The sequence below is a fragment of the Pseudomonas sp. PDM01 genome (genome assembly GCF_014852325.1).
In the GTDB taxonomy this organism is placed as follows: Bacteria; Pseudomonadota; Gammaproteobacteria; order Pseudomonadales; family Pseudomonadaceae; genus Aquipseudomonas; species Aquipseudomonas migulae.
On the sequence record NZ_JACVBK010000013.1, the window covers coordinates 83,909 to 96,383 of the forward strand.

Below are 12,475 nucleotides of genomic sequence, written 5' to 3' on the forward strand. Positions count from 1 at the left end.
TAATCTTTCCCGACAAAAATACTAGGACTTTGTGCGGCGCGATGATTGGCGTAAACTGCGCCCAAGCCTGCGAGGAGTTTCCATGACCGCTATTACCATTACCGACGCCGCCCACGATTACCTGGCTGATCTGCTCTCCAAGCAGAACACCCCGGGCATCGGCATCCGCGTCTTCATCACCCAGCCTGGCACCCAGTACGCCGAAACCTGCATTGCTTATTGCAAGCCGGGCGAAGAAAAACCCGAAGACACCGCGCTGGGGCTGAAAAGCTTCACTGCTTACATCGATTCGTTCAGCGAAGCTTTCCTGGACGATGCGGTTGTCGACTACGCCACCGACCGCATGGGCGGCCAACTGACCATCAAGGCGCCAAACGCCAAAGTCCCGATGGTCAACGCCGACAGCCCGATCAACGAGCGCATCAACTATTACCTGCAAACCGAGATCAACCCGGGGCTCGCGAGCCACGGCGGTCAGGTCAGCCTGATCGATGTGGTCGATGATGGCATCGCCGTGTTGAAGTTCGGCGGCGGTTGCCAGGGCTGCGGCCAGGCAGACGTCACCCTGCGTGAAGGCATCGAGCGCACCTTGCTCGAGCGCATTCCCGAGCTCAAGGGTGTTCGTGACGTGACTGACCACACGCAGAAAGAAAACGCCTACTACTAAGGCGTTCGCTGCGAAATGAAAAACGGCGCCCCGTGAGCGCCGTTTTTTTATGGGTGAAATTCATTGGCCCCATCGCGAGCAGGCTCGCTCCCACAGGGGATTTGTGTCCGGCACAGATCTAATGTGGGAGCGAGCCTGCTCGCGATGGGGCCCTATGGCCGATACAAATGCGCATGCCCGGCACGATACAGCGACGACTCACTGAACTGATCACTGCCCAACACCCGACCCACCAGAATCAACGCCGTGCGCCGAAACCCCTTCGCCTCAACCTTTCCGGCAATATCCGCAATCGTCCCCACCACCCAATCCTGATCCGGCCAGGTCGCCCGGTGAATCACCGCAATCGGGCAGTCCGCGCCGTAATGCGGCAGCAATTCAACCAGGATTTTCTCCAGGTGATTCACCCCCAAATGAATGGCCATGGTCGCCCCATGCTGCGCCAGGCTGCCCAGCTCTTCACCGGCCGGCATCGCGGTCTTGTCGGCGTAGCGAGTCAGGATCACGCTCTGTGACACGTCCGGCAACGTCAGCTCCGCACCCAACAGCGCCGCACACGCCGCCGTCGCGGTAACACCGGGAATGATTTCAAACGCAATATCGAGTTCGCGCAGGTAACGAATCTGCTCGCCAATCGCGCCATACAGGCTCGGATCGCCGGAATGCACCCGCGCCACGTCCTGACCGTTGGCATGGGCGGTTCTGATCAGCTCGATGATCTGTTCCAGGTGCAGTTCGGCGCTGTTGACCACCTGTTCGGCGTTGTGGCCTTCCAGTACGGCGGCGGGCACCAGTGAGCCTGCGTAGATGATTACCGGGCAGCTGCGGATCAGCCGCTGGCCTTTGACGGTGATCAGTTCCGGGTCGCCAGGACCTGCGCCAATGAAATAGACGGTCATCGTCGTTTCCTGTCAAAAAAGAGGGCTGGGCAAGGCTTCAGATGAAGATTGCTCATGATCGAAGGCGAGGATTATCGGGGATTTTGCGCCGCGCAGGCCAATGCCAGGGTCGCCTGGGCATATTTTTGTCGGGAAATCAGCAGTTTTGCCGGCGCCTGGGCCAGTTGTTCGGCAAGGGCGAGGGCGGCGCTTTCTGCTACGCCGTAGCAGCCGGTGCGCTCAAAAGCGATTTCCGAACGGTGGCTGAGTTGCGGTTGATAACCGGCCAATTCTTCACTGCTGAAGTACGTCAGCGGCAATTCGAGTTGCGCGGCAAGCTCGATCAGGCCCGGTTCGTCGCGCTTCAGGTCGATGCTGGCCAACGCCGAGATCTGCTGAAGTCCGATTTGATGCGCCTGTAATGCCTGATCGAGTAACGCCCGAAGCGTGCTGACGGGGCAGCCGCGCTGGCAGCCCAGGCCGACCACTAACGTCGGCGCTGTGCTGGTGTCGCTCATGCGTGGTATTGACCATCGCTTTTACGGCGGAACAACCAGGCACTGATCAGGCCCAGGGCCAGCCAGAATCCGAGGTTGGTCAGCTGCGAAGCGATTTTGAACTGCGTTTCCAGGGCTTGGGGCGCGAGCATCGAGTGCACTTCCGGTTGTGGTGCACCGATCACGTGAGGGACGGCGAGAATCGCCACGCCCAGGATCTTCATCAGCCAGTGGCGGCTGAAAGCGATCAGCGCGATGCCGACGGCGGTGGACGCTGCAGTGCCGATCCACCAGATTTGCCGTTGTGCCAGGTCAGCCGCAGCTGTGCCCGGCAGTTCCGGCGGCAGGCCGAGGGTCGGTGCCAGTACAAACGTCGCGTAACCGGCCAGGCCCCAGAGCAAGCCCTGCGAGGTTTTGGTCGGCGAGCGCAGCGTGTAGAGGCCCGCGAGCATCAGGGCAAAACCGACAGCCACTACCAGGTTGCCGCCAGTCGTCGACAGCACGCGCTGCCAGCCGTCTTCCGGCTCCCAGGCTTCTGCATCGTGGGTGTGAGCGGCGGCACCGGCGGCGTGTTCATGAACTTCAACAGCGGCCGGCTCGGATTTTTCGTAAGTCTCGGCCTGCAGAATCAGCGGAGCGACCCAGAAGCTTTGCAGCAGGGTCAGCAACAGGGCGGCCAGCAGCCCTGTGAAACCTGCGGTTTGCGCAATACGCTTGATCATGTCGACAGGTCTCAATGGCACGGGAAGGCGGAGCTGTGTCGGGTATCGTGCGCAGCGTTGTGCACCGCTTCGATGTGCGAGAAACCGGCGAAATACACCAGGCACGCGCCTAGGATCGACGCGCAGACGGCGGCGGTCAGGCGTTGAGCCAGGGTGGTCGTGGTGGTGCTGGTGGATGTGTGGCCGGTGCTGCTGATGATCGACATGGCGCTTCCCTCTGGTCTGTCAGCGGGTGAATAGAGCGCATGGAAGACCCCTGCGAATCGGGCTCGCAGAGATTCAAACAGCGCCCGCCCACCGCGGGTTTGTTATTCAGTGAACGTAAATCGTCACTTTGTGTTGCGGGCCGGTCTCCGGGCTCACGAGGGGCTTTGGCGTCAGCCGAAACCTGCAAGCGTCACCTTCCCATGCCGAACTGCTGGCACAGTGGATCTGACGCTTCGCTCGCTTACCGTTGCGGGGGCAGCACCGGACTGACATGGCTTTGAGTAAAGCACATGAATCACCGGTTTCCCGTTTCACCCTGTGAAGGGCACCCGTAACAAGGTGTGTAGGAGAGCATGGGCGGGGGTTGGGCGTCAATTGGCAAGGGTTCTCAACTCCTAACCGAGTCGCCCCTTTCGCGGGCAAGCCTCGCTCCTACAGGGGATCGCATTTCTCTGTAGGAGCGAGCGATGCGGTGACCCGACTTGCCCGCGAAGGGGCCCGTGCGGCTACCACAAGACATTGACCCGCCCCCACACCATGCGTAGCCTTGCGCATTCGAGGTTCTTCGGCGTTTGCCGGAGCTAAGAAGGGAACGCGGTCGATGCCGCGGCTGCCCCCGCAACTGTGAACGGTGATGTTCGCTGCCACGCCACTGCAAACCTGTCCAACGGGTTCGCGGGAAGGCGCAGCCAACGCCAGTCTCGCGACAGGCACACCGTCAGCCAGGAGACCTGCCTCGACACGAATTCTCACTACAACCGGGCGGGGTGATCCGGTGGCGAACTCTTCCGCGCGCCTGTCGCTGCGGTCGTCGTCCCGCATGCCCGCCACCTTGCCAAAGGGCATCCGATGAAAACACTGGCCAAACTCCCCGTCACCATCGTTACCGGCTTCCTCGGCTCGGGCAAAACCACCTTGCTGCGGCACATGCTCGATAACGCGCAGGGCCGCCGCATCGCGGTGATCGTCAACGAGTTCGGCGAGCTGGGCATCGACGGCGAAATTCTCAAGCAGTGCTCCATCGGTTGCACCGAAGAAGAAGCCAACGGCCGCGTCTACGAACTGGCCAACGGCTGCCTGTGCTGCACCGTCCAGGAAGAATTCTTCCCGGTGATGCGTGAACTGGTGGCCCGTCGCGGCGACCTCGATCACATCCTGATCGAAACTTCGGGCCTGGCCCTGCCAAAACCTTTGGTCCAGGCCTTCCAGTGGCCGGAAATCCGCAGCGCCTGCACCGTTGACGCGGTGATCACCGTGGTCGACAGCCCGGCCGTGGCGGCCGGCACGTTCGCCGCGTTCCCGGACCAAGTGGATGCCCAGCGCAAACTCGACCCGAACCTGGACCACGAATCGCCGCTGCACGAGCTGTTCGCCGACCAACTGGCCAGCGCCGACCTGGTGATTCTCAACAAGGCCGACCTGATCAGCGCCGAAGACCTGGCCCGCGTACGCCTGGAAGTCGCCGAAGAACTGCCGCCCGCCGTCAAAGTCATCGAAGCCAGCAGCGGTCGCCTGCCACTGGACGTGCTGATCGGTCTCGGCGCCGGCTCCGAAGTACACATCGACAGCCGTCATAGCCACCACGATCATCACCACGACGGCGATGACCATGACGACCACGATCACGACGCGTTCGACTCCATTTCCATCGAACTGCCACAAGCCGACGAAAGCCTGCTGATGGACGCGCTGACGCAATTGGTGGTCAAGCACGGCATCCTGCGGGTCAAGGGTTTCGCGGCGATCCCGAACAAGCCGATGCGCCTGTTGATCCAGGGCGTGGGCACGCGTTTCGACAAGCATTTCGACCGTCAGTGGGGCGCCGACGAAGCGCGCACCACGCGTCTGGTGCTGATCGGCCAGGCGCTCGACGCCGCGCAACTCGAAGCGCAACTGCGCGCCGCGCTCAGCGTTTAACCCATGCATCTGCTCAGGACCCAGCCCGGCGGTTTCGTCTCGGATGACAACATTGCCGATCTTGGACAAACCCCTGCCGAGCTGGTGATCCTGTGCAGCGGCGATTCCAGCCTCGCGCTGCTCGCCGAAGCCGCGCAACAGCTGCCGGACGATTACCCGAGCGTGCGTCTGGCCAACCCGATGCAGGTGCAGAACCACGCCTCGGTCGATTTGTATGTCGACGAAGTGCTGCGCCACGCCAAGGTGATTCTGATCTCGCTGCACGGCGGCATTGCGTATTGGCGTTACGGCGTCGAGCGGTTGGTCGAGCTCTCCCAGCGCGGCGTGCAGCTGATTCTGGTGCCCGGCGATGATCGCCCGGACCCGGAACTCAGCGACCTGAGCACGGTGGTTGCCGAAGACCGCGACCGGCTTTGGCATTACTTGCGTCAGGGCGGCATGGCCAACGCGCTCGATCTGTTTCGCTGCCTCGCCACTCGTTGGCTGGAGCGCGACTACGCGTGGGCCGAACCGCAAACCCTGCCGCGCACAGCGATTTACCACCCACAAAAAAGTCCCGCCGCACTGCAGGATTGGCTAGCCGACTGGCAGGCCGATCAACCGGTGGCGGCGGTGCTGTTTTACCGCTCGCATTTGCAGGCGGCGAACACCGCTTTCATTGATGTTTTCTGCCAGCGTTTGCAAGCGGCGGGGTTGAATCCCTTGCCGATTGCCGTGGCCAGTCTCAAAGAGCCCGGCTGCCTCTCGGTGGTCGAGGACTGGCTGGATGAAGTCGAAGCCTCGGTGATTCTCAACACCACCGGCTTCGCCCAATCCAGCCCCGAAGCGCCGCACTTGCGACCGTTTCGACGCAACATTCCGGTGATCCAGGCCATCTGCGCCCAGGACAACGAACCCGGTTGGCGTGCCAGCGAGCAAGGCCTCGGCCCGCGGGATCTGGCGATGCACATCGCGCTGCCGGAGCTGGACGGGCGGATCATCAGTCGCCCGATCAGCTTCAAGGACCTGGCGTGGCGCAGTGAGCGCAGTCAGTCCGACGTGGTGTGCTATCGACCACAACCGGAACGCATGGATTTTGTCGCCGAACTGGCGCGGCGCTGGATCGATCTGGCGCGGGTGCCGAACAGCGAAAAACGCATCGCCCTGATCCTCGCCAACTACCCGACCCGCGACGGGCGCATCGGCAACGGCGTGGGCCTAGACACACCGGCCGCCGCGCTGAATATTCTGCGTGCGCTGCATCAAGAAGGTTACCCGCTGCCGGCCGAACTGCCGGGCAGCGGCACCGAACTGATCCAACAATTGCTCGGCGGCGTCAGTAACGATCTCGACACCCTCGATCAGCGCCCGTGCCAGCAAAGCCTCGCGCTGGATGATTACAACCTGATGTTCAACGCCTTGCCCGAGGCTAATCGCCAGGCAGTGCTGGAACGTTGGGGCACCGCGCAAAACGATCCGATGTTCCGTGACGGGCGAATGATGATCGCCGGCCTGCGTTTCGGCCTGACCTTCGTCGGCATTCAACCGGCGCGCGGTTATCAGGTGGACCCGAGCGCGGTCTATCACGACCCGGACCTGGTACCGCCCCACGGTTATCTGGCGTTCTATTTCTGGTTGCGCAACACCTACGGCGCCCACGGCGTGATCCACGTCGGCAAGCACGGCAACCTCGAATGGCTGCCGGGCAAAGGCGTCGGACTGTCCGAGCATTGCTGGCCGGACGCATTGCTCGGGCCGCTGCCGAACATCTATCCGTTCATCGTCAACGATCCGGGTGAGGGCGCCCAGGCCAAGCGCCGCACGCAAGCGGTGATCATCGATCACCTGATGCCGCCGCTGACCCGCGCCGAAACCTACGGTCCGCTGCGTAACCTCGAGCTACTTGCCGACGAGTATTACGAAGCGCAATTGCTTGACCCGCGTCGCGCTCGTGAATTGCAGCGCGACATTCTGCAATTGGTGCGCGACACGCACATCGACCGTGAGTTGCAACTGGACGAGAAGCTCGACAGCGACGCCGATGCAGCGATCTGGCTGCCGCGCCTGGACACGTATTTGTGCGATCTGAAGGAATCGCAGATCCGCGATGGGTTGCACATCTTTGGTGAATCGCCGACCGGGCGTCTGCGCATCGACACGTTGTTGGCTTTGTTGCGGATTCCACGGGGCGATGGCCGTGGCGCGCAGTCGAGTCTGCTGCGGGCGTTGGCCAAGGCGTTTGGATTGGGCTTTGATCCGCTGGATTGCGCGTTGGCTGAGCCTTGGGTTGGGCCGCGACCGATTGAGCTGCAATCGCTCGACGATGAAGTCTGGCGAACTGCCGGCGATACCCGCGAACGCCTCGAACTGTTTGCCGCTCAACTGATTTCACAAGTTTTAAATGCCACCCCCAAACCCTGTGGGAGCGAGCCTGCTCGCGAAAGCGGAGTGTCAGTCGACATTGATTTGCCTGTCACACCGCATTCGCGAGCAGGCTCGCTCCCACAGGGGCCGGGGTGGTCTGATGTGAGCGCCATCCTCGACAACCTGCGCGAAGTCGTTGCGCCACGGCTCGACGCCTGCGGCCCGTCGGAAATGCGCGGCTTGCTCGACGCCCTCAGCGGTCGTTTCGTCCCTGCCGGCCCCAGCGGCGCGCCGAGTCGCGGGCGGCTGGACGTGCTGCCGACCGGACGCAATTTCTATTCGGTGGACGTGCGCAACCTGCCGACCACCACCGCGTGGCGCATCGGTTTCCAATCGGCGAACCTGATTCTCGAGCGGCACTTGCAGGACCACGGCGATCACCTGCGTCAGCTCGGCCTGTCGGTCTGGGGCACCGCGACCATGCGCACCGGCGGCGACGACATCGCGCAAGCCATGGCGCTGATGGGTGTGCGCCCGGTCTGGGCGACGGGCAGTCAGCGGGTCGATGACTTCGAAATTCTGCCGCTGAGCCTGCTCGACCGCCCACGCGTGGACGTGACCTTGCGCGTGTCCGGATTCTTCCGTGATGCCTTTGCCAATCTGATCCGCTTGTTCGATGCGGCGGTGCAGGCAGTCGCTGCGCTGGATGAACCGGACGATCTCAATCCATTGGCGGCCAAGGTCCGCGCCGAGCGCGAGGCGTTGCTGCAATCGGGCCTTGATGAAGAAGCGGCCAAACGGCAGGCCGGTTGGCGCATCTTCGGCGCCAAACCCGGTGCTTACGGTGCTGGCGTGCAAGGGGCAATCGATGGTCGTTTGTGGCAGAGCCGCGAAGACCTGGCCGAGGTTTACCTGAATTGGGGCGGCTACGCTTACGGCGGTGCCGACGAAGGCACTGCGGCCCGCGAGCAGTTCGCCCAGCGCCTGAGCCAGGTTCAGGCCGTGCTGCAAAATCAGGACAACCGCGAGCATGATTTGCTCGACTCCAACGACTATTACCAGTTCCAGGGCGGTATGCTCGCGGCCGTGGAAAGCCTCAGCGGTGCAGCGGCGGCCAGTTACCATGGCGACCACAGCCAACCGGACTTGCCGAAAATCCGTACGCTGAAGGAAGAACTGAACCGGGTGATCCGCTCGCGGGCGGCCAATCCGAAGTGGATCGACGGCGTTAAGCGCCACGGCTACAAAGGTGCGTTTGAACTGGCGGCGACGGTCGATAACCTGTTCGCGTTCGACGCGACGACGCAGTTGATCGACGATCACCAATACGCGTTGCTGGCCGATGCGTATTTGCTGGACCCTGCAACCCGGGATTTTGTGCGCGAGCACAATCCCCATGCGTTACGCGACATGACGGAGCGCATGCTGGAAGCACAGCAGCGCGGGATGTGGCAAGAGCCCGGCGCCTATAAAGAAGCACTGGAAAACCTGCTGCTGGACATAGAAGAAGACACCTGACACACCGTAGATCCCCTGTAGGAGTGAGACCGGCTTGCCGGCGATAGCGTTGGGTCAGTCAATATTGATTTGCCTGACACACCGCTATCGCCGGCAAGCCGGTCTCGCTCCCACAGTTAGAAGCATTTCACCGACCATGACCGAGATTTGATAATGACCGACACCCCGCATTTCCCGCTCTCCGCCGTGGTCGGCGCCGACGATCTCAAACTCGCTTTGTACCTCACCGCCATCGACCCGAAAATCGGCGGCGTGCTGATCGAAGGTCCACGCGGCATGGCCAAATCCACCCTGGCCCGAGGCCTCGCGGACCTGCTCGCCAGCGGTCAGTTCGTCACCTTGCCGCTGGGTGCCACTGAAGAACGCCTGGTCGGCACCCTCGACCTTGATGCCGCCCTGAGCGAAGGTCGTGCGCAGTTTTCGCCCGGCGTACTGGCCAAGGCTGACGGCGGCGTGCTCTACGTCGATGAAGTCAATCTGCTGCCCGATCACCTGGTGGACTTGCTGCTCGACGTCGCCGCCAGCGGCACCAACCTGATCGAGCGTGACGGTATTTCCCATCGGCATTCGGCAAAGTTCGTGTTGATCGGCACCATGAATCCGGAAGAGGGCGAGTTGCGTCCGCAACTGCTCGACCGCTTTGGCCTGAACGTCGCCCTCAGCGGTCATACCGCACCCGCCCAGCGTGGGCAGATCATCCGTCGGCGGCTGGATTTCGACAGCGATCCGCAACGCTTCTGCGCCGAGTGGGAAAGCCAGCAGCAGTCTTTGCGTGAGCGTTGCCAGACAGCGCGCAGCACACTGGCGAGCATCCCCCTCGATGATGAGGCGCTGGCACAGATTACCGAGCGCTGTTTTGCCGCCGGTGTCGATGGGCTGCGCGCCGATCTGGTCTGGCTGCGTGCCGCCCGTGCCCATGCGGCGTGGCGGGGGGCGAGCGCCATTGCCGAGGAAGATATCGATGCCGTTGCCGAGTTCGCCTTGCGCCATCGTCGTCGCGAACAGTCGCCACCGGCGCCTCAACAGGCCCGGCAACCCGCCCCGCAACAATCCAGCCCGAGCGAAGGCCAGGGCCAATGGGGCGAAATGCCGGCGCAGGCGCTGCCGGTCGGTGCTCGACGTGAAGTGCCGAGCTGGCCAAAAAAGCCCTAGGCATTCGCCCTCGATCTGACGCGGGGGCGAATGCCAAGCCCCGCGCCGGACGGCTGGACCACGGCAAGCAGGGTAAGCGTCATGCCGCCCGCAACGGCTCGATCAATTGGCCCGGCACCTTGCTCAACGGCCGCCCGCGCCAACGCCAGGATGTGTTGTTTCAATTGCGCACCCGTTCGCCCCATGAACTGTGGCTGGTGATCGTCGACGCCTCGGCCTCGACGCGCCGCCACCAGGCCTTGAGCGACGCCAAGGGGCTGTTGGCGCAGTTGTTCGACGACGCTTATCGCCAGCGTGCGCACCTGGCGTTGCTGACGGCCAGCGGCCATGCGCCGAAGTGGCAAGTGCAAGGGTTGAAAGCTTCCAGCGGGTTGCGCCACTGGCTCGATGGCCTTGGCGCGGGCGGCGGTACGCCGTTGCTGGCGGCACTGGGCGAAGCGGGGAGATGGCTCGCGGTCCGGCAAAAACGCTTTCCGGCGGAGCAGCAACGGTTGTTGCTGGTGACCGATGGGCGGTTGAAGGAGTGGTCGGGGTTGCCGGCGCTGGCGTGTCCGGGGCTGCTGATCGACATCGAGCGTGGACCGATCCGGCTGGGGCGGGCGCGGCAGTTGGCAGCGGAGCTGCAAACGGATTATCGGCATATTGATGAGCTGGTTTCAGGCTGAGTTTGCAGTGTCTGTGCTGGCCTCTTCGCGGGCAAGCCTCGCTCCTACAGGGACAATGCGTAACCTGTAGGAGCGAGGCTTGCCCGCGAAGGCATCACCTCGGTTCCGGATAATCCGGTTAATCTGCAGCGCTGCCCTATGCTATCCAGGCAAGCCATTCACAGGAGTGAAGCATGCGTGTTCTAGCCACAAACAGTCAGGACGATTTCCGCGTCAAAGCCTACGCCGGTACCAACGGCGTGCTGCTGGCCATGGATCTGGCCGAATCCCGCCGCAAGGGCCTTCTGGGTTTCGCCATCGAAAAACAGCAAGGCAGCAAACCCTGGTTGTTCCTGTTCAATAGCCTGACGTTCCCCGGCAAGGCTCATACGTTCCCGCAGTTTCACGCCACCCCGAGCGACCTCGCGCCGTTGCAGAAATTTCGCTGGGCCGATTATGCGGTCAATCCGGGGATGACGATCCATTACCGAATCCACCTCGCCTATGGCAGCGCTGATGCACCGCAGCTGGGCGAATTTCTGGAGGTGACCGTCACGTCCGACAACGGCCTGCCGCACAATCAGAGTGTGATTTTCAACCGCGCGGTGGCCGCCAGCCAGGCATTCCAGCGCAAGTTTCCCGACCTCGACGCGTTGATCAGCGCCAACAAGAACCTGCCCATCGAGGCCTGGCCCGATGCGCCGCGCCAGTGGCTGGAAAACGGTTTGCTCGGGCGCTTGCTGGGGTTTATCGAACGGGCGCTGGATGGTCAGTGGGCGCTGGACATTGCCATTTACGAGTACGAGTTGCAGGTGATCGTCGATGCCGTCAACGCGGCGTTCGAACGGGGTGTGAAGGTTCGCGTGCTGTATCACGCACAACCCGACGATGACGACACCGTCATCAACCAGGCCAGCCTGGAAAAAATTCCGGCGGCGAACAAGCGCGGGCGTGTCACCCATAACATCTTCCACAACAAATTCATGGTGCTGAGCCAGGTCGATGCCGCCGGGCAGCTTCAGCCTGAAGCGGTGCTGTGCGGCAGCACCAACTTCACGCCCAATGGCGTTTATCGACAGGCCAACGTGGTGCATGTGCTGGACGACGCGCGCATCAGCGCCAGCTATCTGCAGACCTTCGAGCAAGTCTGGGCGACACCGGACGACGTCGGCGCCACCCGGCAATGGATCACGCAACACAACCCGATAGACCCGCAGCAGCCGTTGTTCGCCGGGTTCTCACCGCGTTCGGGGCAGGGTGATTTGCGGGCGTTTGTCGAGATCATCAACGCCGCGAAAAAGGACGTGCTGTTTGTCACTGCGTTCGCCTTGCCCGATGACATTCTCAACGCGCTGCTTGGCCAGCCCCACGACGACATTTTGCGTTACGGCCTGCAAAACACCGCTAGCCGCATCACCGGTTTTCACGCTGATCGCAGCGCCGAATTTGCCGCGACTGCGCTGCTCAACACCGGGCTGGAAGGCTGGCTTCGAGAGAACATGAAGGGCCAGAAGGGCAATTTGCTGGTGCACACCAAAGCCGTGGTCACCGACTTCACCAGCGACGCGCCGACGATCATCAGCGGCAGCCACAACCTCAGCGCTGCGGCCAGTAACGGCAACGACGAAAACTACCTGATCGTGCGCGGCGATACCGATCTGGCTGATCGTTATGGTTTGGAGTTGCTGCGGTTCTACGAGCATTACCGCTTTCGCTACTTCGCCAAGAAGCTCGCGCTCAAACAGGTGCAGCCGTTGAGGGCGGATGACAGCTGGACTGATGATTATTACCTGGCGGGGGATTTGCGGCAGCTGTCGCGACTGCGATTCTCCGGACGGTAAATCAGTGTATCCAATGGCCCCATCGCGAGCAGGCTCGCTCCCACATGGGATTTGTGTACGCCACCGACCAAATGTGGGAGCGAGACCGG

Annotated in this window: 10 protein-coding genes and 2 riboswitches; of the genes, 6 read left to right on the forward strand and 4 right to left on the reverse strand. The window is 62.4% G+C overall.

Features of this window, described 5'->3' with window-relative positions:
* The first annotated feature begins 82 nt into the window (after positions 1-82).
* Positions 83-667: a Fe-S biogenesis protein NfuA gene (gene nfuA / locus IB246_RS27035; RefSeq protein WP_008035804.1), complete on the forward strand. Its 585-nt coding sequence runs from the start codon at positions 83-85 to the stop codon at positions 665-667.
* 152 nt (positions 668-819) lie between these two features.
* Here nfuA and cobM read toward each other — a convergent pair whose 3' ends face one another.
* From cobM to IB246_RS27055, 4 genes are all read right to left on the reverse strand, one after another.
* A complete protein-coding gene (gene cobM / locus IB246_RS27040; RefSeq protein WP_008040071.1) occupies positions 820-1,566 on the reverse strand; it encodes a precorrin-4 C(11)-methyltransferase in 747 nt (248 codons plus the stop codon).
* A gap of 71 nt (positions 1,567-1,637) precedes the next feature.
* The gene (locus IB246_RS27045; RefSeq protein ID WP_008040070.1) at positions 1,638-2,063 is read right to left on the reverse strand and encodes a cobalamin biosynthesis protein; all 426 of its coding nucleotides are present in this window, start codon (positions 2,061-2,063) and stop codon (positions 1,638-1,640) included.
* Positions 2,060-2,764, reverse strand: coding sequence for a CbtA family protein (locus IB246_RS27050; protein WP_008040067.1), 705 nt, complete (start codon positions 2,762-2,764; stop codon positions 2,060-2,062). Before IB246_RS27050 ends, IB246_RS27045 begins: the two co-directional genes overlap by 4 nt.
* Positions 2,765-2,775: 11 nt before the next feature.
* Positions 2,776-2,970, reverse strand: a complete 195-nt coding sequence (locus tag IB246_RS27055) for a CbtB domain-containing protein (protein WP_008040066.1) — start codon at positions 2,968-2,970, stop codon at positions 2,776-2,778.
* A 120-nt stretch (positions 2,971-3,090) separates the two neighbouring features.
* Positions 3,091-3,319, reverse strand: a riboswitch (cobalamin riboswitch).
* A 193-nt stretch (positions 3,320-3,512) separates the two neighbouring features.
* Positions 3,513-3,725, forward strand: a riboswitch (cobalamin riboswitch).
* Between the two features lie 95 nt (positions 3,726-3,820).
* On the opposite strand from IB246_RS27055, the gene cobW reads away from it, so the two are divergent.
* The 5 genes from cobW to IB246_RS27080 all read left to right on the forward strand — a co-directional run bounded on the left by cobW (position 3,821) and on the right by IB246_RS27080 (position 12,386).
* A complete protein-coding gene (gene cobW, locus IB246_RS27060) occupies positions 3,821-4,888 on the forward strand; it encodes a cobalamin biosynthesis protein CobW (RefSeq protein WP_008040062.1) in 1,068 nt (355 codons plus the stop codon).
* A 3-nt stretch (positions 4,889-4,891) separates the two neighbouring features.
* Positions 4,892-8,749, forward strand: coding sequence for a cobaltochelatase subunit CobN (cobN, locus tag IB246_RS27065; protein WP_008040061.1), 3,858 nt, complete (start codon positions 4,892-4,894; stop codon positions 8,747-8,749).
* 153 nt (positions 8,750-8,902) lie between these two features.
* Entirely contained in the window at positions 8,903-9,901 is a 999-nt protein-coding gene (locus IB246_RS27070) for an ATP-binding protein (protein ID WP_008040060.1), read from the forward strand.
* A 53-nt stretch (positions 9,902-9,954) separates the two neighbouring features.
* A complete protein-coding gene (locus IB246_RS27075; RefSeq protein WP_081500207.1) occupies positions 9,955-10,566 on the forward strand; it encodes a vWA domain-containing protein in 612 nt (203 codons plus the stop codon).
* Between the two features lie 173 nt (positions 10,567-10,739).
* The gene (locus IB246_RS27080) at positions 10,740-12,386 is read left to right on the forward strand and encodes a phospholipase D-like domain-containing protein (protein WP_008040056.1); all 1,647 of its coding nucleotides are present in this window, start codon (positions 10,740-10,742) and stop codon (positions 12,384-12,386) included.
* Positions 12,387-12,475: the final 89 nt, after the last annotated feature.